22 protein-coding genes are annotated in these 23,360 nt (G+C 67.7%); 3 read left to right on the top strand and 19 right to left on the bottom strand.

Annotated features, from left to right (window positions below; genetic code table 11):
- Positions 1-462: 462 nt before the first annotated feature.
- From VGV13_11015 to VGV13_10990, 6 genes are all read right to left on the bottom strand, one after another.
- Entirely contained in the window at positions 463-1,011 is a 549-nt protein-coding gene (locus tag VGV13_11015) for a dual specificity protein phosphatase family protein (protein ID HEV8641616.1), read from the bottom strand.
- Positions 1,012-1,436: 425 nt separating this feature from the next.
- Positions 1,437-1,838 carry a hypothetical protein gene (locus VGV13_11010; GenBank protein HEV8641615.1) on the bottom strand — a complete coding sequence of 134 codons (402 nt, stop codon included), beginning with the start codon at positions 1,836-1,838 and terminating at the stop codon, positions 1,437-1,439.
- A gap of 523 nt (positions 1,839-2,361) precedes the next feature.
- Complete coding sequence (locus VGV13_11005) at positions 2,362-4,296, bottom strand: hypothetical protein (protein ID HEV8641614.1); 1,935 nt, start codon at positions 4,294-4,296, stop codon at positions 2,362-2,364.
- Between the two features lie 164 nt (positions 4,297-4,460).
- Positions 4,461-6,959, bottom strand: coding sequence for a hypothetical protein (locus VGV13_11000; GenBank protein ID HEV8641613.1), 2,499 nt, complete (start codon positions 6,957-6,959; stop codon positions 4,461-4,463).
- An 18-nt stretch (positions 6,960-6,977) separates the two neighbouring features.
- A complete protein-coding gene (locus VGV13_10995) occupies positions 6,978-7,181 on the bottom strand; it encodes a hypothetical protein (protein ID HEV8641612.1) in 204 nt (67 codons plus the stop codon).
- 347 nt (positions 7,182-7,528) lie between these two features.
- Positions 7,529-10,777 (bottom strand): BTAD domain-containing putative transcriptional regulator, encoded by a 3,249-nt coding sequence (locus VGV13_10990; protein HEV8641611.1) that lies wholly within the window; start codon positions 10,775-10,777, stop codon positions 7,529-7,531.
- Between the two features lie 233 nt (positions 10,778-11,010).
- Between VGV13_10990 and VGV13_10985 the strand changes: the two genes are divergently transcribed.
- On the top strand, positions 11,011-11,553 hold the full coding sequence (locus VGV13_10985) for an MBL fold metallo-hydrolase (GenBank protein HEV8641610.1): 543 nt from the start codon (positions 11,011-11,013) through the stop codon (positions 11,551-11,553).
- A 367-nt stretch (positions 11,554-11,920) separates the two neighbouring features.
- Positions 11,921-12,730: a tetratricopeptide repeat protein gene (locus VGV13_10980; protein ID HEV8641609.1), complete on the top strand. Its 810-nt coding sequence runs from the start codon at positions 11,921-11,923 to the stop codon at positions 12,728-12,730.
- A gap of 769 nt (positions 12,731-13,499) precedes the next feature.
- Here the strand turns inward: VGV13_10980 and VGV13_10975 are convergent.
- The 9 genes from VGV13_10975 to VGV13_10935 form a co-directional block, all read right to left on the bottom strand.
- Positions 13,500-13,733 carry a hypothetical protein gene (locus tag VGV13_10975; protein HEV8641608.1) on the bottom strand — a complete coding sequence of 78 codons (234 nt, stop codon included), beginning with the start codon at positions 13,731-13,733 and terminating at the stop codon, positions 13,500-13,502.
- A gap of 375 nt (positions 13,734-14,108) precedes the next feature.
- On the bottom strand, positions 14,109-14,357 hold the full coding sequence (locus VGV13_10970; protein ID HEV8641607.1) for a hypothetical protein: 249 nt from the start codon (positions 14,355-14,357) through the stop codon (positions 14,109-14,111).
- A 51-nt stretch (positions 14,358-14,408) separates the two neighbouring features.
- Positions 14,409-14,651 (bottom strand): hypothetical protein, encoded by a 243-nt coding sequence (locus VGV13_10965; GenBank protein HEV8641606.1) that lies wholly within the window; start codon positions 14,649-14,651, stop codon positions 14,409-14,411.
- An 84-nt stretch (positions 14,652-14,735) separates the two neighbouring features.
- The gene (locus VGV13_10960) at positions 14,736-15,650 is read right to left on the bottom strand and encodes a M28 family peptidase (protein ID HEV8641605.1); all 915 of its coding nucleotides are present in this window, start codon (positions 15,648-15,650) and stop codon (positions 14,736-14,738) included.
- Between the two features lie 3 nt (positions 15,651-15,653).
- Positions 15,654-16,529 (bottom strand): fused MFS/spermidine synthase, encoded by an 876-nt coding sequence (locus VGV13_10955; GenBank protein ID HEV8641604.1) that lies wholly within the window; start codon positions 16,527-16,529, stop codon positions 15,654-15,656.
- A 1-nt stretch (position 16,530) separates the two neighbouring features.
- Positions 16,531-18,033, bottom strand: coding sequence for a fused MFS/spermidine synthase (locus tag VGV13_10950; protein ID HEV8641603.1), 1,503 nt, complete (start codon positions 18,031-18,033; stop codon positions 16,531-16,533).
- Positions 18,030-18,881 carry a methyltransferase domain-containing protein gene (locus tag VGV13_10945; protein ID HEV8641602.1) on the bottom strand — a complete coding sequence of 284 codons (852 nt, stop codon included), beginning with the start codon at positions 18,879-18,881 and terminating at the stop codon, positions 18,030-18,032. The genes VGV13_10950 and VGV13_10945 overlap by 4 nt, the downstream gene beginning before the upstream one ends.
- Complete coding sequence (locus VGV13_10940; protein HEV8641601.1) at positions 18,878-19,123, bottom strand: hypothetical protein; 246 nt, start codon at positions 19,121-19,123, stop codon at positions 18,878-18,880. Before VGV13_10940 ends, VGV13_10945 begins: the two co-directional genes overlap by 4 nt.
- 5 nt (positions 19,124-19,128) lie before the next feature.
- Positions 19,129-19,359 carry a hypothetical protein gene (locus VGV13_10935; protein ID HEV8641600.1) on the bottom strand — a complete coding sequence of 77 codons (231 nt, stop codon included), beginning with the start codon at positions 19,357-19,359 and terminating at the stop codon, positions 19,129-19,131.
- 65 nt (positions 19,360-19,424) lie between these two features.
- Between VGV13_10935 and VGV13_10930 the strand changes: the two genes are divergently transcribed.
- A complete protein-coding gene (locus VGV13_10930; GenBank protein HEV8641599.1) occupies positions 19,425-19,982 on the top strand; it encodes an NUDIX hydrolase in 558 nt (185 codons plus the stop codon).
- 21 nt (positions 19,983-20,003) lie between these two features.
- Here VGV13_10930 and VGV13_10925 read toward each other — a convergent pair whose 3' ends face one another.
- Genes VGV13_10925 through VGV13_10910 form a run of 4 tightly spaced genes read right to left on the bottom strand, consistent with a single transcriptional unit; the run spans position 20,004 to position 23,343 of the window.
- Entirely contained in the window at positions 20,004-20,507 is a 504-nt protein-coding gene (locus VGV13_10925) for a nucleoside 2-deoxyribosyltransferase (protein HEV8641598.1), read from the bottom strand.
- A gap of 1 nt (position 20,508) precedes the next feature.
- Complete coding sequence (locus tag VGV13_10920) at positions 20,509-21,246, bottom strand: SDR family NAD(P)-dependent oxidoreductase (protein ID HEV8641597.1); 738 nt, start codon at positions 21,244-21,246, stop codon at positions 20,509-20,511.
- Entirely contained in the window at positions 21,243-22,331 is a 1,089-nt protein-coding gene (locus tag VGV13_10915; protein ID HEV8641596.1) for an ABC transporter ATP-binding protein, read from the bottom strand. Before VGV13_10915 ends, VGV13_10920 begins: the two co-directional genes overlap by 4 nt.
- Position 22,332: 1 nt before the next feature.
- A complete protein-coding gene (locus VGV13_10910) occupies positions 22,333-23,343 on the bottom strand; it encodes an ABC transporter substrate-binding protein (protein HEV8641595.1) in 1,011 nt (336 codons plus the stop codon).
- Positions 23,344-23,360: the final 17 nt, after the last annotated feature.

Genomic DNA, 23,360 nt, shown 5'->3' with positions numbered 1-23,360 from the left:
CGGTCCGGTTCAACGCGTGGTTAGCTGCCATCTTCAACATCCCCATCCCGGCGAGAGCAGGCCAATCGTGTTTACCGACGTTGCTGGAGCGTGTGCATCGACGACCAGCGTGTACAAGACTTGTTACTTGTGCGTTCCTCGGTACTCGGGCCACTTGCGTTCAAGAGCACCTCTGTAGTGGCGTTCGATTGAGCGACCTTTCTCGATGGAGAAGAGGTCTTCAGTCTGTGTTCCGTCTCTCTTGTCATACCGTAAGCCGATCACAAAAGCGCTCGCAACGGACGTTGGCCGGGAAACCGTCAACTGTCTCAACTCTCCATCGTCCTGCCGCAGTCGGATGCCTTGGCTCTCCAAGAGCGCAAAAAGGTCCCTTTCAGTATGCGACCGGTCGCCGGTGACATGGCGGGTCCACATGGCTTCGAGCTCGGAGTATGGATCACTCATCGCAGCGAACTCTCGCGATCAGCTGCGGCGCGGAGCGCTGTCAGCTGCATGCCGTGCTTGGGCAGCACGTTTGTTGGCAAGCCATGAAGAAAAGTCCGAAATCCACTGCCGCTGTGCGTCGGTCTCCGGGACCTCGATTCCCCTTGATCCCCGAATAGCTTTAATTGCAGTCTCAGCATTCTGACCGCTTGAGATGAGAGCAGCTGCTGCGACCATCGCCGATCGGCCTATGCCTTGGCGGCAATGGAGGGCGACGCTCTTTCCCGCTTTCAGCGCAGCGACGATTTGATCTACCAACTGCGCAACTGCCTCGCGAGAGTTCGGAACACTACGATCAGGGATAGGGAAGGAGCGAAATTCGAGGCCGCTGGCCGCAGAAGAGGCCGATTCGCCAGCAAGGGCGAGTTCCACTTCCTCGTCAGGCTCCAAAAGCGACACGACAATGTCGATACCCGCCTCACGCCAAGCTCGCGTCTCATCGTCGAGCCACTCTGCGCCGCGGGGTCGAGGGACAATCCCGAGTCGTCCTTGCCACGGCCCAGCGATCCAGAAGACCTTCGCTCCCATCCCTACTATTCTCCCACCTCTTGAGGCACCACTTCTCGCGGAAGGGCGTCCACGCTGACGCCCCGCTCGCGCAAGACCACGATTCGGTGATGGCCGTCGAGCACAGTACCGTCTGGCCTCGCCTTCAGCGCTCCCGGCCTACCCAACGCCAGGGACTCAATAAGCTCGGCCGTCGATAACCGACGAAACTGGTCAAGCTTCACTCTACTGAGGATGGCTTCAGAATGCAGCAACCGAAGCGGTGGCTGCGCCACGTACCCCCCCAAACTCTGCAAATGTTGGTGAATGTTGCCCTAGCCTGAACCGAGATGACGAATTCGCTTTCCTCCCCCGGAAGCGCACGGTCAGCGGCCGCAGTGCGAGCAACACGAGCACCCGGCCCGCGGCGCTGTAAGGTTCGGCTACCTCCTGTAGGCCGGCCTCGTTCAGCCAAAGAGCGCATCGTCGAAATCGTCGGCTCCAAGAACATGGCCCCTCTCGATTGTAAGGAGCAGGAGCTCGCGCAGCAGCCTGTACGAGTCGTTCATCGCCAACACGAGCTGCTCTCGCGGCAAAGGTTCGCCGTGAACCGCCTTGCTTCGAAGGCCGTAGAGTCTCTTCACAGCCTGAAACCTCGCCCTCCTGGGCTCGCCCCGTTTTTCGAGCAGACTGGCACACAGGATCGAGATCCGATAGACCAGCTCAGAGGAAACGCCGAACACGGCCTCGATACCGCTCCAGATTCTGCCCACTGCGAGACGCGGCTCCTTTGCGTAGCGCCAATCGATGGCGGCCTCGACGGCGTCTTCGCGCGTGCCGGGGCGCCTCTGTCCTCTATGGAACTCCACCGGAAGTGGCGCCGGGTCCTGGCGGCCGGCCGCGTCCGCTACCGGTCACCCGAGCAGCTGCGCCACACCTTCGCCTCGACCCTCCTGAGCCGGAACGCTCCGTTGCTCTACGTCCAGCAGCAGGGCGGATGGCGCAGCGCAAGTGTCCTGCTTCGGGTCTACGCGCGATGGCTGCCTCAGGACCTGCCTCCGTCTGTCACCCCCGTGTCACCGGAGATTCAGAGGGTCGCCGAGGCAACAGAGAACCGTGCTCGGTAAGTCCTTGAACTACCTGAGCACGCAAAACCCCTGGGCCTCGATGCCCAGCGCGGTGTTGAACTTGCTGCGGAAGATCGAGCCCGTCATCGCGTCGGTATGTTAACCCTTTACGGGTTGCATACCGAGGCAAAACGCGGCACCGGACGCAACCCAGGCGCAACCGGAGGCCTTGCTTGACCTCCGTCGCAACCCCAGGCGGCGGTCCCTTCCGGTCCGCCCTCGTCGCCACCCGGAGGGGGCTAGCGCGAGGAGCCGGCCAGGGCGCCTATCGGTGCGGACTGGTGGTGTTGCCTTCGAAGATCCCTGCCCCGATACCGGGCAGCTCGTCGGCTCTCGGCCCGAAATACTTCGCGACGTGGATGCCGGTATTGCTGTCCTCCCAGTAGATCAGCCCGTCTTTGAAAACCGGGTAGCTCACCGCCATACCGTGCGGCGCCGTCATCACATAGCCCACCTCGCGTGGCGTCTGCGGCTGCGAGATGTCGATCGCCCGAAGGCCCTGCCCGAACCAGGTGATGAACACGAGGTTCTCGAACACGGTTGGATTGTGAACGAACATGCGGCGTCGGCGGCGGGGTTGGCCGCTCGGCTCGGTTGTCGCCTGGAACATACAGTTCTCGATCTGAACGATCGGAACGGTGAAGGTGCCCACTAGGGTGGGGGTGATTTCGGAGTCTATGGAAGCGATGCCGAAGCCCCCGGCAGGACAGTCCGTCTTCTCGTCGGGGATGATCACGTAGGCAGGACGATTCTTCGTGTTCGACTTGTCGAGGGAGGGTCGGTTGGGTACCCAGACGGCGCTGTGGAGTCCCGTGCTGGTGCTGATCGCAGGAGCAATGTCCATGCGTGAGCGGCTCATCAGCGCTTGGTACTTCTGAATCTTCTTCTGGCCGGTCGCGCCGGAAGCGAGGAAGGCCTTAAGACCGGGATCGTCGTTCATCACCATGTGGAGGCAGTCGTTGGCGACTTGCGGGAGCTTGAGAGCATCGACGTCGCCTCCGATTGCGCCGCCGACGAACACGTTGGTGGACACCTTGTTGCAGCCCGCCGCACCAGCGACCAACGCGGCGTTGATTTGGCTCGCAATCGCCACCGAGTTCAGGATGTAGAAGCCGGCGGTGCCGTGCGCGACGTAAATGCGCTCTCCGTCGTCTGACATCGAGAGGGAGTGCAGACGATTGTTCTGGACCGTCTGCTTGCGGAGCGGAACTCCGTAACTGTCCGTCAGGTGGCTGAAGTCGGCAAAGCGGCCATCCGAAAAAAGGCCGGTTGCATCGGGCTGCTCGTCGAGCGGAGGGCCGCCCACATCCTGAAGCGTGAACTCCGCAGCAACCTTGAGGTCCGCGGGTACCTCTCCAGTTGCCTCATCCGTGATGCCCACGACGTAAGCGTCGGAGATCTTCCGTCCCGGGCTATTGGTATCCGGTCGGCCGGCGCCGGCAAACGATGCCATGATGGCGAGGACGCGGTTCTGGTTCTTCGGATCGCTCCAGACGAAGAACTCGTGAATCTCGCCATTGACGTTGAAGTTGTTGCTCTGGTTGATCGGCAGGCACGTCGCCGGGTCGATGTTGAACACCTGCAAGATAGTTTTTGTGGTGGTCCTGGCGATCCGGACGAGGAGCATGCGATCGGCGCCAGAGGTCGTCGTGTACCGCAGAGCACGAAGCTCCGCGTCGCTATAACCCACACCACTGGCATCGACGATCGCGGCGAACTCGGGGATTGGCGTGGTGATTGGCACGGGCGCGTCGCGCTCGGGGTCCGGCTGGATTCGGTAGGCGCTCATCCCGTCGGCGAGGCCGGGCCCATTGGCCTGTCCGACGTAGATGCAGTCGCCGGCAAGGGCAAATCCTCGCTTCAGTTTGCCGTCCGCGTCCAGGTCGCCGCCGAACTTCTCGCCGGTGACCGGGTTGATCTTGGATGCCAACGTCGGAACCCAGTGGAGGTGCTGGAAGTTGCGCGACAGGCCCAGCTTGCGCTCGAGGCGAAACGCTCCGGCCATCGCGTCGGCGTCGCTCGAGAAGGGGTCGATCTCGCCGAGGGCATTGACCCGCCGGCTGGGAATCTTGCCGAGGGGTGGGTCCCAGGTGCTCGGCTGACAGCCAGCCGGGTCGGCTGAAGGGTCCTTGCAGATCTCCTTGCCCGGTGCCTCGGCGGGCAGCAGGCCCAGGAACAGGAAGACGACGGCGCAGGCCATCGCGGCCCGCGGAAATGGCGGTCGGTATCTGCTTCGCATCGATTCCCCCCTTTCCCCCGAGACCGTAGGCCGATCTCGGCTCTCCCACGCTCCTATTGCGGCGCTGAACCGCCACCGGGTCCGAAGCAGCGACCCAAAGGGGAAGATCGAATCCTGCCTTGCCCCTACTTCGGCGTCACTGCCTTCGTCGCCGACCCACAGAAACTGCTCCGGACCTCGATGTTCTGCGGGTTCACCGGCCAGGTGAACTGCCCGCTATACCTGCCATCGCCCCCTTTCGTCAATGTGCCGATGGGATCTCCCGTCGCCGTCACGAACACACGGAGCGTCGCGGTCGAACTCGTGCTCTTCGCCGCGACCCGGAGCTCCCGCTTGTTGGCGAAATAGTCGGCCTGCTGGATGGTGATGGTGTCCGTCGTCGTTGGCGGGCTCACAGTCAGCCCGGCGGACCTCGTCACACCTTCGTAGGTCCCTGAGATCGTTACCACCGTCGAGACGCAGGCAGCCGTGGATCCTGTGAAACTTGCGCTCGTGACCCCGGCCGCTACGGTCACGCTGGCAGGGACCGTTGCCACCGCCGAGTTGCTGCTGGAGAGCGTGACCACCGCGCCGCCTGGAGGCGCAGCCGCGGTCAGGGTCACCGTTCCGACCAAAGGCGCTCCGCCAGGCACGCTCGCGTCGTTGAGACTCAAGGAGTAGACAGTCGCCGTTATCGCTGGAGTCACGGTCAGTCGGGCGGACGCGGTAAGGCCGCCGTAGGTTCCTGCGATCTCAAAGCCGATCGGGGCAGCGTACACCGGGCTGGTTGATACCGTGAAACTTGCGCTCGTGGCCCCCGCTGGTACGGTCACGCCGGCCGGAACCGTGGCAACAGTGCTATAGCTGCGGAGCATGACCGTCACGCCACCTTCCGGCGCCGCCGCATTCAGGGTCACCGTACCGGTCGAAGGAGTTCCCCCGGGCACGCTGGTGGGATTAAGGCTCAGAGAGGAGAGACTGGGTGGGGTCACAGTGAGCTCGGCGGACTTGGTGACGCCACCGTACGCCCCTGAGATCGTCACTGAGGTAGGAGCAGCGACCGAAATCGTGGAGATTGTGAAATACGCGTACGTGGTCCCGGCCGGGACTGTCACGCTCGCAGGGACCGTGGCAATCGCAGGGTTGCTGCTGGAGAGCTCGACCGCCGCGCCGCCTGCCGGGGCCGGCGCACTCAGGTACATCAGTCCAGTCGAGGGGGTCCCCCCGGTCGCGATAGGGAGAAAGATGTATAGGAGAGTCGGCGGCGCGATCGGCGCGTACACGGCGAGCACAGCGGATCTGGTCGCGTCATCGAAGGCAGCCGAGATCGTCACCCCGGTGCTAGCAGTCACCGGGCTCGTGGATATCGTGAAAGTCGAGCTCGGGGCCCCGGCCGGCACCGTCACGGTGGCAGGAACCGTGGCAACCGCAGTGTTGCTGCTGGCGAGCGTGACCACCGCGCCTCCATCCGGGGCCGGCGCGAGCAGGCTCACTGTTCCGGTCGACGCGCTTCCCCCGGTCACACTCGTGGGACCGAGGCTGACGGAGACGAGAGGGGAGTGTTGGAAGAGGCCGGTGGGGCTCCAGCTCGCGCCGCCATTCGTGCTCTTGAACACGCCGGCGGCAGTCGCCGCGTAGAGGATTGTCGCCGTCACGGGGTCGATCGCGATGGCGCTCACCACGGGAGGCAGCCCGAAGGTGACAAGGGTGTCGGTCAGCCCTGAATTGACCGCGCTCCAGGTCGCTCCTCCGTCCAGGCTCTTGAATACGCCCGAGAACCCCGCGTACGTGGAGGCTACATACAGGGTGGCCGGACTCACGGGGTCGATCTGCAGATCCGCGACGCAAACGCCGACGTCGGGAGTGTCGATTAGCCCAGTGGCGGTCCAGCTCACACCCCCGTCCGAGCTTTTGAACACGCCGTGACAGCCACTGGAGTAGGAGACGGCCTCCGCATACAGGATGGTCGGAGCCAGAGGATCGGTCCGACGCTCAATGGCGAGCGGGTGAAGCGGCTCTGATATAACGCTCCATGACGCACCCCCATCCGTGCTCTTCCACATTTCGCTGTATTCCGTGACGAAATCGGCATAAACCGTCCCCACATAAACCGTGCTCGGGATCAGGGGATCGACGGCCAGGGCCGCGACATACCAGACGTAACCGTCAGGTCGATTGTCCGCATTGACCAGGATGACGTTCCAGGTCGCTCCGCCGTCCGTGCTCTTGAGCAGGCCGTTGCTGTGTACCGCATAGAGAGTGGTTGGAGTCACGGAGTCGATCGCCAGGACCGATACTGAACCGTTCGTCAGGCCGGTGGCGCTCCAGTTGGCACCCTCGTCGATACTCTTGGACACCCCGCCATCCTGCGTCCCCGCATAGAGCGTGCTCGGGCTCTGAGGGTCGATCGCCAGAGCAGTGAGGGAGGCGTTGGTCAACCCGGTGGGGCTCCAGGTCACGCCCTCGTCCGTGCTCTTGAACACGCCACGGTCGAACGAGCCCGCATACAGAGTCGTCGGGACCAGCGGGTTGACGGCGATGGCCGTGATGTTGCCGGAGCCGTGCCAGGCGCTGGCTGGTATGGCCATCAGCGCAACGAGAACAACTGACGCGACGACCGAAGCGGAGGCCCGGATGACCTGCATGGGTTCCTCCTTCTTTCGCTACGTGGACCCGGCGGGCGACTCGCCGGGCTGATCGCGAATCAGCATCTTGGCGAAGATCGGCCCGATCTCCTCGACCGCCGCGAATCGCTCTTTCTCCCCGGTCCGTACGCGCTCGACCACCCCGGTGACCTGACCTGCCGGGTGCCGGGTCAAGCGCACGATGAAGACGGCCTGCTGTCCCTCACGACCCGCGATGGCCATGGCGCCTCCCTGCCCGTGCGTGTACGCCCGCGGGCGTTAGGGAATCGTCTGTGGTGGCGTTAGCGTCCGGCCGCGTGGCAGAGAATCGCGTAAGTTGCCGCACCCTTGGGGGCCATGGGCCGCGCCGCTCGCCGGTCGAGATGCCGAAGTCGCCCGCGCGAGGCCCTCGGCCAGGCCGGACAGGGGCCGGCATTGTCGTCGCGGTCTCAGCGAAGCCGGGGTCGAAGAGCGGGCTACTGGCGCAACTCGCGAGGGAGGCCGGGGAGCGCGGCGTCTTCGGCTGCGCTTACGAGAGCCAACAGATCCTGCCCTTCGGGCCGTGGATCGACGCCGAGCAGTTCCGCAGTTCAGCCGATCTCGGCCAGCAGGGTTCTGGCGGCCCGGAGATCACGCGTGTCGTGGCCCTCGGTGAACGCGCCGAGCACGGGCGCCAGCGCCGCCCGCGCCTCGGCCGGGGCCCCGCGGTCGACGAGCCACCGGGCCAGGCTCGTCACCGCGCGCAGCTCGAGCGACCGCGCGCCGATGGCTTGGGCGGCGGCGACGGCCCTGCGGAAGCACGCCTCAGCGCCCTCTGTCCCGGCGCCGACGGCGAGGAGGAGCTCGCCCCGCAGCCGATGGAGCGCGGACTCGTAGTAGCGCTCGGCGCCGGCCTCGACCGTCTTCAGGGCGTCGGCGAGGACTTCGAGCCCCCGATCCGGCCGGCCGGCACTGCCGTACGCCTCGGCCACCAGCGACGCGAAGAACGCACGGTGCGCGAGGACGCCTCGGTTCGTTTGCAGCCGGGCGAGCTCCTCGAGGACCTCGGTGAGACTCGGGCCGGCGCCGCTCAGGAGGCACGTGAGCAGCTTAGAGCCAACGGTAAAGGACGTGAGGATGTCGGGCTGGTCGCTGAGCGCCACCACCTCGGCCGTCCGCGCCAGCGTCGCATCTTCGTTTCCGCACCAGTAGTGGACAACGGCGGCGTTGTACAGCGCCAACGCCAGCGTGTACCAGTGGGCACCGTGTCGGGCGAGACGTACCGCGTCCTCGGTCGCCGCGAGACCCTGATCGGGGCAGCCGATGAGCCACAGCCGGCGTGCCGCGATGATACGGCAGCAGACACCGGGGTCGTGGTTGCCGTAGAGGAACGTGTGGCCTCGGTGCTTCGCCGGGTGGTAGAGGGCATAACCTTGCTCGAGGTGCGTGAGCGCCCGTGCGAACTCGCCTCGCTCGACGAGCGTTCGCCACAGCGAGTGGTGGGCTTCGAGAAGTTGATCCCGGTCCTCGTTCTCGCGCGCCACTTCGAGCAGGCGCTCGCCCATCTCGCGCCTGCGCTCGGGATTGCCCCGGTAGTTCTGCACGTACCACAGTCCCCAGAGCGCCGGGAACAGTCGGCCGCGGTCGTTCACCCGCTCGCAGAGCTCCCGCGCACGCGCGTAGCAGTCCTCCACCTCCTTGGAGGCTGCGCTCTTGAGCGCGACGAGGACGGGGCCCATGTCGAGGTGGATGTCGATGGCCAGCACGGTGCGCGCCCGCCCGTCCGGCAGGCGATCGAGCGCCGCCAGCGCGCGCTCGAAGCGATCGTGCGCTTCGAGGTAGGCCAAGCGCGCCGCCGCTCTGCTCCCCGCTTCCCGCAGGTAGCGCGCGGCCTTGTCCCACACTTCGCCGCACTCCGAGTGGTACGCGACCATCTCCACGTGATCGCCGAGACGGTCGAAGAAGAGCTGCTCGACGGCCTCCACGATCGCGCCATGCAGTGCGCGGCGATGCGCCGGCAGGAGTGCGAGGTAGGTCACTTCTCGAATCCGGTCGTGGGTGAAATCGAAACGCTCACCCGTGGCGTGCAGCACGCGCCGCCGGACGAGTTCCTCGACGCCCTCGGCCGTGTCATGCTCGGCGAGGCCGGCCGTCCGCTGCAGGAGCACGAACTCGAATTCCCGCCCGATGACGGCGGCGACGCCCGCGAGTTGGCGGCCGCGCGGGCTGAGGCGGTCGAGGCGGCGCGCGATCATGTCGCGCACGCGAGTCGGGAACGGCAGGCCGGCCGGAGCCCCCACGATCGCTCCCTCCGCGACCGCTCGCATGGTCTCGACCACGATGAAGGGATTGCCGGCGCTCGTTTCCCACACGTGCTCGGCCAGTGTCGGTCCGCTGGCCGTCCTGCTGCCCGTTCGGCCGAGAAGCCGGACGAGCGCCATCGTATCGTCGCGGCCGAGCCGGGGCAGCGCCAGCAGGGTCAGCCGCCCCTCGGCGGCCAACTCATCGAGCCCCTCCCGGAGCATCGGGCGATCGCCCATCTCCTCTTCGCGAACGCTCACCGCTACCAGGACTGGCGCGTCGTAGAGGCGGCGACCAAGGAAGGCGAGGAAGCGAAGGCTCATGTCGTCCGCCCAGTGAACGTCCTCCAGCATGACGACGAGCGGCCGCCGGAGGGCAAGATGCCGAAGCAATCGGGCGAGGGCCTCGAACAGGCGCAGCGGATCTCCGGGCTCGGCCACGGCCGGCAGATTCGCGGTGAGGAGCTCGGGAAACAACCGGGCCAGCTCCGCGAGCCAGACACCGTCGAGGCCCTCCAGCGATCGTGCATCCATCAAAACCCCGCCCTGCCGGAGGGCACCGACCCAAGGTCCGAACGGCAGGATGCGCTCGCTCTCGTACCCGCGGCCGAGCAGGACCAGGCCGGCCCGCCCCTCAGCTTCGGCCGCGAGATCCGCCAGGAGCCGGCTCTTGCCGATCCCGGCCTCGCCGAGGACCGCCACGACCTGACCCTGTCCGGCCCACGCCGCAGCCAGCGCCTCGTGGAGGCGAGTCACTTCGGCGCCGCGTCCGACGATCGGTGGATCGGCGGACTTGGCTGCCATCGCAAGCGGCACCGCCGCCTGGCTCGGGCGCTGCCGGAGAATCTCCTGGTAGAGCGCCTTGGTCTCCGGCTCGGGTTCGACGCCCAGCTCGTGCTGGAGCACCTTCACGCACTCCTGGTATTGCCGGAGCGCCGCGTCTCGGCGCCCCAACTGACCATAGAGCCGCATCAGCGTTCGGTGCACGGCCTCCTGCAGCGGATCGAGCGCCAGCAGCCGCAGGGCCGTCTGCACCGCGGGGGCGGCTGCGCCACTCGTGCGCTGATGAGCGAGCCGCCGCGCCAGAGCTTCGAGCGCCAGCTCGCGCAGCCGGTTGCGCTCCGTCATCAGCCAGTCCTCGAAACCCGGCTCGGCGACGCCGAGCCCCGACAATAAATCTCCGCGGTAGAGCTCGACCGCGCGTTCGAGGGCGGCGGGCGTTCCCTCGCTGAGGGCGCACTCGAACGCCGCCGCATCCGTCTGAACCGCATCCGGGGCCAGCGTGATGGCGTCGCCGATCAGTTGGAAGAGCTCTCCCCGGATGCCGCCAAGAGCCCGCCGAAGCACGAAGAGCGTTTGGCGTAGCGCGTTGCGAGCGGTCCTGGGTGGTGTGTCAGCCCAGAGCAGAGCGGCGAGCTTGTCCCGCGGATGCGATTGGCCGGGCGGGAGCGCCAGGTAGGCGAGAAGGGCTTGCGCCTTCTTGGTCGGGACCGGGACGGGCGGTCCAGGCCCGATTCTGGCTTCGAACCCCCCGAGCAGGGAGAGCGTGAGCTCGCCCATCTGGCCTCCGGCATCCGATAAATTCCGCCCGACCTTAACACCTTGCAGGTCGCGGCACCAGCCGGCGCTCGCCGCCGCTCGCGGCACTGCAGACGATTCCCTAACGGGCTTCGCGTTACACGGTGTGCGCGGCGTCCCATCGGGCGGGGCCGGGACGCACACGGAAGGGAGGGCGGATGACCGGTGGCAGTGAGCAGCGCCTTGCAGACTTACCGCAACCAAGGAGGGAGCCCATGGAGCGACGACACGTTCTCAAGCTCGGGGCGGTGGCCAGCGGCGTATTCGCGCTGGGCGGAATGCGCCGCCTGTCCGCAGGCGTGGCCGGGGCCCAGACGGTCTCCGTGCCCACGGTCGATCGTCTCGTCATGACGAACGTCGTGGACAACGTGTACGACATCTTCAGCAAAGGCGGCAAGCTCGACACCATCACGGTCCAGCGGGCGCCGTATCAAGGAAGGGTCAACGCGCTGCTGTCTGAGCACGGTCTGGCCTACCATCTCGACTCGCTCCGCGGCGGGGAGCGGCGAGAGATCCTGCTGGACTTCAGCCTGACCGACCTCACGCTCTTCAACAACTATCGGGCGCTCGGCGTGGACCCCACGCGGGCCGATGCCCTCGTCATCAGCCACGGCCATCGCGACCACTATGGCGCGCTTACCGAACTCGCCCGCACCCGGCAGGGCAAGCTCAAGCCCGGACTGGCCCTGTACGCAGGCGGCGAGGACACCTTCTGCCATCGCGTCAGCGTGGCGCCCATCGGCGCCACCATCGACTAGGGACAGCTCGACCGCGGCGCGCTGGAAGGCCGCGGCATCAACGTGGTCCTTGCCAAGCAGCCGACCGTCGTCGCGGGCCAGGCTTTCACCTCGGGCCAGATCCTCCGGACCATCGACTTCGAGAAGTCGCCAGCGGCCGCGCGTCTGATGGCAGGGCCGATGGACTCGATGTGCTCGCCGGCGCACTTCGCGGCCACGAAGGTGGAGACCAAGCCCGGCGAGCTGGTGACCGACATGTTCTGGGGCGAGCACGCCACCGCCTACCACGTGAAGGACCGCGGGCTGGTCGTCATCACCTCGTGCGGGCACGCGGGTGTCATTAACTCCGTGCGCCATGTCCAGAAGGTGACCGCGATCGACAAGGTCCATGCGATCGTCGGAGGCTTCCACCTCTCGCCGGCGCCCGATGAGATCGTGGCCAAGACCGTCGAGCATAGGGTGGTCGGCTATCAGCGTCGGACTGGCTGCTCAAGGGGCGGGAGACTATGCGGCCGCGCGCGCCGCGTACGACGAGAGCCTCGCCCTCGCGCGCGAGTTGGATTACAAGCGGATGATCGCCCGTGCCCTCACTCAGTTGGGTGAGGTCGCCCGGCTGGAAGGGAACCTGACCGAGGCCAGATCATTGTTCGAGCGGACCATTCCGATGTGGCGCGAAAACAGACACGGGACCGGGTTAGTCGATAGCCTGCGCGGGCTCGGGGACGTCGCTCGACTGGAGGGTGGCTTTGCAGCGGCCCAGTTGCTCCTCGAGGAGAGCCTCTCCGTCTGTCGCGAGATCGGCGCCCGGCCTGGGATTGCAGCGGCGCTGCAAAGCCTGGCGGATCTGGCTGGAGCTCGGAGGGATGTCGAGGGCGCGAAGGGCCATTACCGCGAGGCCCTGACCTTGTGGGGTGAGATGGAGCATCCCGACGGGATCGCCCGATGCACGCAAGGATTGGCGAAGGCCGAGGTGGTTGAGGGCCGGTTGGACCTGGCGGCGGTCCTGTTGGGCGAGTCGGAAGCGCTGCGGGACCAGATCGGGGCGATCGTGCCCCCGGTCGAGCGGCCGCACTATGACCGTGTGATGGCCACTACACGGGATACGCTCGGCGAAACCGTGTTCCTGGAGAAGTGGAACGAGGGGCAGAAACTCGGTCGGCGAGCGGCGGCTCTTGGGGTAGGGCGGCTCTTGGGGTAGGAGAAAGCGGGAACTGACTCGCGGAGGAAGCGCGAGGTCGGGACGAGGCGCGCGGGGAAACGGTGGTCGGTACGACGGGTTTGTCGATGTGGCTGCCGCCCACCGTGGCCGCCGCACTTTGACAATCAGGCTCACGCTGGTAGTCTGACTGCGTACTTGCTCCCCGCTCGACATGCCGAAAGGCCTCGGGCGGGGTTATTTTTTGCGGCACAGCACCCGATGAGCCCGTCAGAGCCGGCCGTCGAGCGGCCGGTGGTCTTTATCGCGCATCATCGTGCGCGGAGCTCTCCGCGAGCGGCTGAACAAGCCGGATCTCTACGTCACCGGGAAGTGGGACACGAGGCACCACCTTCGGCCAAAGTTCCAGAGGCGGGCCTCGCCTAATCCGGGATCGAGCGTCACGACGTCAAGGTCGTGCAAACAGGGCCTGCACCCATCGGCGTCCTTCTTTCTTGCGCCCTAACGTCCGGTATCAGCCGCGGCCGAAGGCCGTCGGCTGGATGCCGAGGTTATGCGGCCTCGAGCTGCGCTTCATCGCCGAAGAAGCGAGGTCTTTACCCGACGTGGCAAATCGATCGGGGCAAACCAGTCTGCTGGGTAAAGATAGTCCTCTCCACTTTCGTCAATGACCCGCAGGTCACCCTCTCGCGCCGCGTCTTCGTCAGCGAGAACCCTATAGATCTTGTGCAACTCCAATGAAGCAGGATACGCGGAGTTATCTATGCAGACCACGAAACGGGCAGGGAAATCGTGGGACGCTCTGCCGCGTCTAGTCGAGATACCGCTTGCGCTTGATTTCTTTCTTGCCGATGCCATGCGCCTCATACCAGTGCAGCTCCGCTTTGCGTATCGTTCCGCTTCGCAGTCGGACAAGGGCAACGCCCTTGAGTTTCCGCCAACGGCCCGGACCATACAGCCGGCGAAGCCGCGGTAGATCGCGGATGCGTCGGCCTGCCGCGATCGTCTCGATCTCGGTGATCTCGCCGACGATCTCGAACGGCATTCCTGGCCATTATGACTCGGGGTCGATCGGCAACGCTACCGTCCAGATGCCAGCTTCGATCCCTGAGGCGGGCGCCACGCTCACTGTGATCACGTCTTCCCCAGGTAGAGGGCGACCAGGACTAAGACCAAGTGGGCCCACGGTACCCAGCCTGCCTCCATGGCTCCCCATCCCCAGAACCGCATTTTCGGTGTTGCCCACATAAAAAAGAGCGGCGCGCCGAACGAACCCATACACGTCAACCGCGAGCCGGTTTGGTTTGAGTCGGTTGCGCCATCGTGCTACCCGCCTAACGACCTAGCTGCCGAGCGGCCAACCCAGGCGCAACCGAGCCCGGTCAGGTTGGCCAGCGCGACGGGGCAGAATGCGGGCTAACTACCCGAGCACGCAGAAGCCCTGGGCTTCGATGCCCAGGGCCGTGTTGAACTTGCTGCGGAAGTTCTCGAGCGCCACGGCGGCGGTCAGCTCCACGATCTCCGGCTCCGCGAACTGCCGGCCGACCCGCTCGAACAGCTCGTCGGTCACCTTCTGGCCCGTGACCGTCATCGCCTCGGCGTACTCGAGGGCAACCCGTTCCCTGTCGGAGAAGAGATCGCTCTCGGCCGCCCGACCGACCTGGCGCACCTTGTCCTCCGACGCCCCCGCCCGCATCCCCCGGGATGCGTTGATGTCAATTCAGAAGGGACAGCCGTTGATCAGCGCGACACGCAGGTAGACCAGCGCCAGCAGCTCGGGGCCGAGCAGGCCGGATTTGTCCACGGCGGCGGCGAGCTGCTTGGCGGCCTTCATGATGCCCGGCCGGTGGGCCTGGACCTTCGTGGTATTCAGGAGGAACCCGACGGTCTCGCGCTCCTTGGCGAAGACGTCGCTGAGGACGGGGTCGTCGCCGGGGTCCTCGATCTCCCTCACTCGGGGCATGGCGCGATTCTACCCCTTGTCCACCTCGTCGCGGAATCTCTTGGCAAGGGCGGTCGCGTGCGAGTGCCCTCCTGCGCCCGCCGCTCACCGCCGTCGGAGCGCCGCCTCGATCTCCGGCAACGCGCCCAGGAGCACGTCGCCGACGACCTGGAGGCTTCGCGGGGAGAGCTTGTCCAGCGTATCTTCCGGGGTGTGCCAGAAGCCACGCCCGTCGGCGGTGCGGCCGTAGGTGTAGTCGATCAGGAGCGTCGCCGCGACGCCGGCCTGAAGAAAGGGCACGTGGTCGTCCTCCATGGCGATCCGGTCATCGAGAAAATGACGTCCGTACCCCAGGCGCCGCGCCGCCGTCCACAGGAGATCGTTCAGCCAGGGGGCCGAGCCGGCGTCCTGGCGGATGTCCAGGTCGCGGTCGCCGATCATGTCGACCACGATCGCCGCCCGCAGGCGCCTCAGCTCGCCGGTCCTGGCGAGCTCTTGGACCAGGTGGCGGGAGCCGTGCAGCCCGGCCCGGTTGAACAGGGGATCGCGGTCCTCCTCGCCGTCGAGGAAGGCGACCCAGACCGTGTACTCGCGGGGGACGCCGGCCAGGCTACGGGCCAGCTCGAGGAGCAGGGCGGTGCTCGATCCCCCGTCGTTGGCGCCGACGAAGCGCAGGTTGGGATAGTACTTCGTGTCGTAGTGCCCACCCAACAGGATCGCCTCCGCCCGCCGGCCCGGAATTTCGGCGATGAGGTTGGCCATGCGGACGGGCCCCAGGGCCGTGGGCGCGACGAACGACTGGGTCCGGACGCGGACGCCGACCTTTCTGAGCTCCCCCACGATGTACTCCCGCGTGCGGTCGAGCGCGGCCGACCCCGACGGCCGCGGTCCGAAGCCCACGATCCTTTCGAGGTCGCGCCAGGCGCGGCCGGCGTCGATCGACGAGGCGGCCTCCGCCCCGAAGGCCAGGCCGAGGACGACGGCGACCAGCGACCCCAGCCGGACGCGCGCGGGTCTCATGGGTCAGGGGCCACGGTACTCCACCAGGCGCTCGAAGGAAAAGCCATGGTCGCGCCGGCGGTCGAGGGCCCGGGCGCGCTCGCGAAGCTCGCGGTCGCTCGGCTTGCTCTCGGCGATCGACCCGACGACCACGATCGTCCCCGTCCCCGGGACGCGGAAGACGTCCACGCTGGGGAAGGCGGCCTGGATGTTGGCGATGTCGGTCTCGGTCTCGTGGCTGGCGTTGACGTTGAAGACGACGAGGCCACCGGGTTGCAGACGGCGCTGGAGGCTCCGGAAGAACTCGATCGTCTTGAGCCGCAGGGGGACGCCCGTCGCGTCGGTCCCGGCCCCGGGCTTGAGGAACGCGTCCATATAGATGACGTCGTAGCGCTCGCTCGTCCGCCGCAGGTACTCGAAGCCGTCCTCGACGAAGATCCGCGTGCCCGGGCGGGGGCCGGTCCCGAAGTACTTCTCGGCGACGGCGACGATCACCGGATCGATGTCCACGACGTCCACACGCACCTCGGCGAAGAAGTGGTTGAGAAAGCGCACCATCGCGCCGCCCCCCAGACCGACGACGAGGCACGCCCCCGGCTGGGGCCGGTAGAGGAAGCTCATGAACATCAGCCGCGTGTACGCGACCTGGAGCAGGTAGGGGGCGCCGAGGTCGATGGAGGTCTCCAGGACCTCTTCACCGCTGTCCCGGATGAAGTAGAGGCTCCGGCGGGAGCCCCGATCACGAATCCGGATGTGCGAGAACTCGGAGCGGGTCTCGTAGACCAGGGTCTCCCGCTCGGAGGCGCCGGCCGCCCGGACGTCGCTCCCGGCGGCGCCCGGCCCCGTCAGCGTGGCGGCGAGCAACAGGCCGCCCACGATCCGCGCGCGCCGCGGCGTCACGTCAGTACTGGCCGTAGAACATCTTGAAGGTCCGGAACTCCACGTCGTTCCGGTCGTCCGTGAAGATCGGCCACTCGGGGCCGGCCACCGCGGCGCGAAAGCTCGCCACCGCTCGATTCGCGACCTCCCGGGCCGTGGCCGGCGCGGGCGCCGTCTCCAGCAGGCGCCGCAGGCCCGCCTCCTCCACGGGCGCCTTGCTGGCGATGAGGATGAAGTTCCCGTTCCCGATGAGAAAGACGCTCGGGAACACCGACTGCACGGTGCGGACGAAGGGCGCGATCAGATCGTCGCCGGCCTGGATCGACAGCACGTTCATCATGACGAGCCCGCGCTCGGTCAGCCGGTCCTTGGCGAGCTGGAAGAACTCGCGGGTCGTGCAGAAGAAGGGGACGTGGCCGGTGACGTAGAGGTCGATGTCGATCACGTCGTAGCGCTCGCGCGCGGATTCCAGGTAGAAGCGCGCGTCCTGCTCGACGAGGCGGACCCGGGGGTGGCCGTCCAGGCCGAAGAACTTCTTGGCCACCTCGATGACTTTGCCGTCGAGCTCGACGCCGACCACTTCGACATCGGGGTAGACGGTGACGAGCTGCTTCACCGACGTGCCGCCGGCGGCGCCCAGGAAGAGCACCTTCCGGCCGCCGTTCATGAGCGGCCCCAGGAGGAAGTAGTCGTAGTAGCTCCCCACCAGCACCGAATCCTTCAGCATGACGGTCTGGGGACCGTCCTGGTAGTTGAGGTAGAGGTAACGGGCCGCCGGCTGGTCCACCACCTGGATGATGTTGTGGATGGACTCGTCCTCGAAGATGATCCCCGGCGCCGGCGGCGGGGCCGGCAGGGCCCAGGACACCAGCAGGAGCGCCGCCGCCACGCCGTAGCCGAACCGCCGCCAGGCGACCGCCAGGGTCACTCCCGCCAGCGCCAGCAGCGTGCCGGCGACGTAGTGACTGGCGCGCGTGCCCAGCACCGGAATGGCGTAGAAGGCGGTGAAGAACGTGCCGGCGATGCTCCCCAGCGTCGACACGGCGTACACGCGCCCGGCGGTGTCGGCGATCCGGGTCGTCAGCGTCAACCGCACGACGATGGGCGAGACCACGGCCAGCAGCACCGAGGGCAGCCCCAGGAGGACGGCGCTGCCGACGACCGCGCCCCACGCCGGACCGTAGCGGCGAACGTACGGCAGCAGCGAGGTCCCCAGCGGCGGCACCAGGAAGACGTAGAGGCTGGAGACGACGAGCGCGCCGAGGAGGAAGCGGAGCGCGTAGGGCGTGTCACCGACCCGGCCGCCCAGGAAGTAGCCACCGGCCAGCGCGGCCATCACCACGCCGATGAGCGCCCCCCACTGGTAGACGGAGTAGCCGAAGTAGGGCGCCAGGACCCGGCCGCCGAGGATCTCGAGCATCATGATGACCCATCCCGAGAGGAACGCCACCAGCAGCGGCCACACGCGCGGCCAGAGGCCCCCGCCCGGATGATCGTCAGGGCCCTGGCGCGGCCTCTTCTTCATCGGGGACGTCGGCGGTTGCGGGAGGCGGGCGGCTTTGTGCCGACGGCGCCGTAGTAATTCATCGTGAGCACGAAGGCCTCCTGGGCGACCAGAGCGGTGAGCCCGTCCAGCCAGCCCTGGGCCGTCCGCTCGTCCACGATGCCGAACCGCACGGCGTTCTCCCCGCGCCGCTCCAGGAACGATTTCGTGTACGGCTCCAGCGTGGTGTCCTGGTACACGTCGGTCAGGAGCCGCACCCGCCCCAGGCCGGCCGCGCGCAGGAGCCCGGGCAGCCGCCGACCGCTCCACGGCTCCTCGTACAGGCGGGCGGCGACGCCGGCCATGATCCGCTCGGTGAGGGCGCGATCGGGATGGGTCACCGCGACCGTGCCGAAGTCCTGGTCCTGCACGGCGACGAGGCCGCCCGGCCGGGTGACCCGCGCCATCTCCTTCACGACCGGGAGCGGCTGGGCCACGTGCAGCAGCACCGTCACCGCCAGCGTCGCGTCGAAACGCCCCGCCGCGAACGGCAGCCGCCCGCCGGCGGCGACGCGCAGGGCGATCCGGCGGCGGAGCGGATGGCGGCGCAGGATGCCGGTGGCGGCGCGCACGAGCCATCGGCTCTGATCCACGCCGGCGACGCGGCCGCGGACACCGACGCGCGCCGCCAGGTCGCGCAGGACAACCCCGGTGCCGCAGCCGACCTCCAGCACGGCGTCGCCGGAGCGGACGGGCATGAAGCGGAGGAACCGCTGGCGCAGCCGGACCTGGCTCGGCGTGCGCCCGCGCTCCTCCAGCGACTCGGCGAAGCGGGTGGGATCGGGCTGGGCGTCGACGTCGCGATAGGGATCCGGGTGGAGCGCCCTCATCCTCCGAGCTGGGCCGCGTACCGGCGGGCGCAGTCGTCGCTGCAGAAATAGACGGGCTCACCCCGGGCCAGCGCGCGCACGGCGCGCGAGCGCACCACGTAGGTCTGGCAGACGGGATCCTTGACCAGCTCGTCCCGCAGCGCGGCTGGCCGGTGCCGGGGCGGGGCCAGGGCGCGCCGCAGCAGCGGCAACAGGAGGGCGGTCGCCACCAGCACCCACAGGAGGAGCAGGGCGATCCTCATCGCGCTCAGCGATCGGGCCGGATGGACACCGCGCGGAGGAACTCCTTGTCTTGCGCCGTCAGCTCGGGCGAAGGGTTGCCGCGGCCCTTGGCGCCCGCGAAGAAGATCCCCGTATCGGCGCCGCGCTTGATGATCTCCTGCACCGCATCGCGGGCCGCGTCCGCGGCGGCCAGCGAGACCTCGATCGTTCGGAGCAGCTTTTTCATCAGCGCGTCCACGTGGGGCTCTCGGGGCATGACGTGCCCCCTACGATAGGACCCGCCCTTGCGGGTGTCAACGCCGGCCGCGGGAGGTCGATGGAGTGTGGGCTATACTGCGCGCGATGAACGGGCCGTGGACTTACCTGGCCTCGTCCCCGCGCTACACGCGCGGGCATCTCACACTGCGCGAGGACGTCTGGCGGTTGCCCGACGGACGCCAGGCCGTCTATCCCGTGCTGGCGGTGGGGATCACCGTGGGCGTCCTGCCCTTCGTGGACGACCGGCGTGTGCTCCTCGTCCGCCAGTACCGCCACCTGCAGCGGGAGCACTCCTGGGAGCTGCCGGGAGGCGGCGCTCGGCCCGGGGAAGATCCCCTCGCCGCCGCCCAGCGCGAGCTGCGCGAGGAGGGCGGCTACCGCGCCGAGCGTTGCGTCTTCCTCACCCGCTTCTATCCGTCGAACGCCTATCTCGACGAGATCGCCTACTGCTATGCGGCCTGGGGCCTCACGCCCGATCCGCTGCCCGCCGACGACGACGAGTTCATGGAGCGCCGGATCGTGGCGCTCGACGAGGCCGTCCGCATGGCGCTGGAGGGCGCGATCACAGAATCGGTCTCCAAGGTGACGCTGCTCCAGTACGCCGCCGGCCACCGCCCGTGATGGCCGCCGGAGCGTGCTCCCTCAGCCGAAGATGCTCCGGAGCGCGCTCTCCAGCTCGTCGAGCCCCGTCACGATGGCGCCGCCGCCAGCGAGGATAAAGTACTCGACCTGGAGATTGACGAGGGCGCCCTCGTTGTCGGCGGTGATTCGGACGTCGCCCCGGTAGCCGACGATCGGCTTGCTCTGGGCGAACGCGAAGCCGATCTCCGCCGCGGTGCCGCTGTCCACGTCAGGCCCGTCCAGCACGGCCAGCACGCCGTCCGCCTGCTCGATGGCGCGGCGGTTGGTCTCGCCGATCTCGTGATTGAGCCGCCGCCAGGCCGCGCGCCGCTCGGGGCCGTCCGGGATGCTGCGCACCGCCTCGAGCCTCTGCGGATCGGTAAGGGCCCACGGGTCGATGACGTCGTAGCCGAGCCCTTCGACGAGGGGCAGGAGCCGGCCGTGATAGAAGGCGCGCCCGGCCTCGGAGAATCCCAGCGGACCGGCGAGGTAGAGCCGCACCCGGGCCACGGTGAGTCGGCCCATGCTAGTAGGTGGCGCGACCCCCCGAGAGGTCGTAGACGGCGCCCGTCGAAAACGAGCATTCGTCGGAGGCGAGCCAGGCCACCAGCGCCGCCACCTCCTCGGGCCGGCCGACCCGCCCCATCGGGATCTTGGCGATCAACATATCCACCGTCTCCTTCGTCATCTGCGTGAGCAGCTCGGTGCCGATCACCGCCGGCGCCACCGCGTTCACGTAGATTCCCCTGGTGGCCACTTCCTTGGCCAGCGCCTTGGTGAGGCCGATGACGCCCGCCTTGGCCGCCGAGTAGGGCACCAGCGTGGGGTTGCCCTCCTTGCCGGCGATCGACGCGACGTTGACGATGCGGCCGCCGCCCGTGGCCAGCATCAGCCGGATGGCCGCCCGACAGACGAGGAAGACGCTGGTGAGGTCGCAGGCGATGACCTGGTGCCAGTCGTCGTCGCTCAGCTCCCAGATGGGGTACGACCGCCCGGTGATCCCGGCGTTGTTGACGACGATGTCCAGGCGGCCCCAGCGCTCGACGGGGGCGTGGACGGCCCGCTCCACGTCGGCGGTGACGGTGACGTCGGCCACGATCGCGGTGGCCCCGGGCCCCAGTCGGGTCGTGGCGGCCTTCACGGCCTCGACGTCGCGGTCCACGAGAGCGACCCGCGCGCCCTCGCGCAGGAGACGTTCGGTGACGGCGAGCCCGATGCCGCGGGCGGCGCCGGTGACCAGAGCGGTGCGTCCTTCAAGCGTCATCGCGCGATCGTATCCCCTCCGGAGTCGGACGGCGCCAGGACGACCGCATCGTCGGTGGCGAAGGTGAGGGTGACGGGCTTCTTGCGCTCGAGCGCGCGCCCCCCGGCATGGGAGACGTCCACCCAGAGGGGGCGTCCGTGGACCGTCACCTCCACGCGCACGACCGGCCCCAGGAACGTGATGACCTCGACCACGCCCTGGAGGCGGTTGGCCTCGGTCCCGGTCGCGCCCCCGGCCAGGAGATGAAGCTTCTCGGGCCGCACCGAAAGCATCACCCGCTCGCCGTCGGTCCGGCCCGGGAGACGGGCCCGCAGCCGCTCCCCTTCCCACTCCAGGACACCCTGGGCCGCGGAGCGGACGCGGCACGGCAGGAGGTTGGAGATGCCGATGAAGTCGGCGACGAAACCGGTGCGCGGCGCCGCGTAGATCTCCTCTGGCGGGCCGATCTGCTCGATCCGTCCGTCGCGCATCACCGCGATACGGTCGGCGATGGACAGCGCCTCTTCCTGGTCGTGGGTGACGTAGACGGTCGTGATGCCGACGTCCTGCTGGATCTTGCGGATCTCGCCGCGCAGCCGCAGCCGGATCTTGGCGTCCAGCGCCGACAGCGGCTCGTCCAGCAGGAGAGCCAGGGGCTTGCGGGCCAGCGCCCGGGCCAGGGCCACCCGCTGCTGCTGGCCGCCGGAGAGCTGGTTGGCGTAGCGGGCCTCCAGCCCCCCGAGCTTGGTCAGCTCGATCATCTCGCCGACCCGCTCGCGGGTTCGGGCCTCGGGCCACCGCGCCAGACGCAGGCCGAAAGCGATGTTCTCGGCCACCGTCATGGTCGGGAAGAGGGCGTAGGACTGAAAGACGATGCCCAGCCCCCGCTTGCGCGGCGGCACGCCGACGACCGGGCGATCGTCGAACCAGATCTCCCCCGCGTCGGGCGCCTCGAATCCCGCGATCATGCGCAGCGTCGTGGTCTTGCCGCAGCCTGAGCCGCCCACCAGCGAGACGAGCTCGCCCTCGCGGACCTCCAGGGAGAGCCGGTCCACGGCCACCGTCGAGCCGAAGCGCTTGCTGAGGTCGCGCAGCGTGATCTTCACGTCAGCGGGAGTACCTCTCCAGCCACTTCTTGACGAGCCGGTCCTTGTACTCGGGATCGCCGGCCTTCGCGAAATCGAGGTTGATGAGGTGCATCTCCGTGATCTTCGGGCCGCTGACCGGGACGTCGGTGCGGGTCAGGCCCGTGCCCCGCCAGGTGGCGTAGGCGCCCATGGCCGATCTGGAGATCGCCCAGTCCAGGAACCGCCGGGCGTTCTGGGGATTCTTGGCCCCCTTCACCAGGGCGTTGCCCTCAAACGTCCAGGCCACGCCGTCGGAGGGGTGGATGACGTCGATGGGCGCCCCCTGCTTGCGGGCGACCTCGATCTCGTAGGCCAGCGCGATGCCGATGGGGGTCTCGCCGGAGGCGGCCATGCGCCCCGGCGCGCCCCCGGACTTGGTCACCTGCGAGAGGTTCTTGTCGAGCGCGTCGTAGTACTGCCACATCCGGTCCTCGCCCAGCCGGGTGGCGTGGCTCGCCAGCAGGAGATAGGCCAGGCCGGACGTGGACGGGTTGGACATGACGATGTGGCCGCGGTAGCGGGGATCGACGAGGTCGGCCCACGACTTCGGGGGTGCCAGCTTGAGCTCCGCCATCTTCCTCTGGTTGACGGCGAAGGCCGCCGTGAGGAGCGTCACACCCTGCCACATGTTCTCGGGGTGCTTGAAGCGCGCGGCGATCTTGTCGGACTCCTTGGCCGCGTACGTTTCCAGCAGCCCTTTGCGGGCGGCGCCGGTCAGATAGTCGTTGAAGACGCCCCAGACAACATCGGCCTGGGGATTGGCGCGTTCCGCTTCGATCCGCGCCATCGTCGGTCCGGTCGATCCGCGGATGTAGGCAGCCTTGGCGGCAAGATCCGGCAAATCCTTCCTGAACTGCTCCCAGAAGTCCTTCAGCTCGTTCTCCTCGTAGGCCGTGTAGATCACGAGCCGCTCCTCGGCGGCCTCGCCGCCGACGGGGCGCAGCGCCGACAGGAGCCCGAGCGCCAGCAGGAGCCTCAGAGTTCGTCGCATGAGCCGTCCTCCCTTCC

Source organism: Candidatus Methylomirabilota bacterium (assembly GCA_036001065.1).
Taxonomy (GTDB): domain Bacteria; phylum Methylomirabilota; class Methylomirabilia; order Rokubacteriales; family CSP1-6; genus MNEF01.
The sequence above is the reverse complement of the archived record's forward strand: the minus strand, read 5'-3'. Positions and strand labels throughout refer to the sequence as shown.

Bases quoted from the DNA above. Each gene is read 5' to 3' on its own strand.
- VGV13_11015 (HEV8641616.1), bottom strand. From the start codon at position 1,011: ATGGGAGCGAAGGTCTTCTGGATCGCTGGGCCGTGGCAAGGACGACTC.
- VGV13_11005 (HEV8641614.1), bottom strand. From the start codon at position 4,296: ATGGCCTGCGCCGTCGTCTTCCTGTTCCTGGGCCTGCTGCCCGCCGAG.
- VGV13_11000 (HEV8641613.1), bottom strand. From the start codon at position 6,959: ATGCAGGTCATCCGGGCCTCCGCTTCGGTCGTCGCGTCAGTTGTTCTC.
- VGV13_10995 (HEV8641612.1), bottom strand. From the start codon at position 7,181: ATGGCCATCGCGGGTCGTGAGGGACAGCAGGCCGTCTTCATCGTGCGC.
- VGV13_10990 (HEV8641611.1), bottom strand. From the start codon at position 10,777: ATGGGCGAGCTCACGCTCTCCCTGCTCGGGGGGTTCGAAGCCAGAATC.
- VGV13_10985 (HEV8641610.1), top strand. From the start codon at position 11,011: ATGGAGCGACGACACGTTCTCAAGCTCGGGGCGGTGGCCAGCGGCGTA.
- VGV13_10980 (HEV8641609.1), top strand. From the start codon at position 11,921: ATGCGATCGTCGGAGGCTTCCACCTCTCGCCGGCGCCCGATGAGATCG.
- VGV13_10975 (HEV8641608.1), bottom strand. From the start codon at position 13,733: ATGCCGTTCGAGATCGTCGGCGAGATCACCGAGATCGAGACGATCGCG.
- VGV13_10965 (HEV8641606.1), bottom strand. From the start codon at position 14,651: ATGCCCCGAGTGAGGGAGATCGAGGACCCCGGCGACGACCCCGTCCTC.
- VGV13_10960 (HEV8641605.1), bottom strand. From the start codon at position 15,650: ATGAGACCCGCGCGCGTCCGGCTGGGGTCGCTGGTCGCCGTCGTCCTC.
- VGV13_10950 (HEV8641603.1), bottom strand. From the start codon at position 18,033: ATGAAGAAGAGGCCGCGCCAGGGCCCTGACGATCATCCGGGCGGGGGC.
- VGV13_10945 (HEV8641602.1), bottom strand. From the start codon at position 18,881: ATGAGGGCGCTCCACCCGGATCCCTATCGCGACGTCGACGCCCAGCCC.
- VGV13_10940 (HEV8641601.1), bottom strand. From the start codon at position 19,123: ATGAGGATCGCCCTGCTCCTCCTGTGGGTGCTGGTGGCGACCGCCCTC.
- VGV13_10935 (HEV8641600.1), bottom strand. From the start codon at position 19,359: ATGCCCCGAGAGCCCCACGTGGACGCGCTGATGAAAAAGCTGCTCCGA.
- VGV13_10925 (HEV8641598.1), bottom strand. From the start codon at position 20,507: ATGGGCCGACTCACCGTGGCCCGGGTGCGGCTCTACCTCGCCGGTCCG.
- VGV13_10920 (HEV8641597.1), bottom strand. From the start codon at position 21,246: ATGACGCTTGAAGGACGCACCGCTCTGGTCACCGGCGCCGCCCGCGGC.
- VGV13_10910 (HEV8641595.1), bottom strand. From the start codon at position 23,343: ATGCGACGAACTCTGAGGCTCCTGCTGGCGCTCGGGCTCCTGTCGGCG.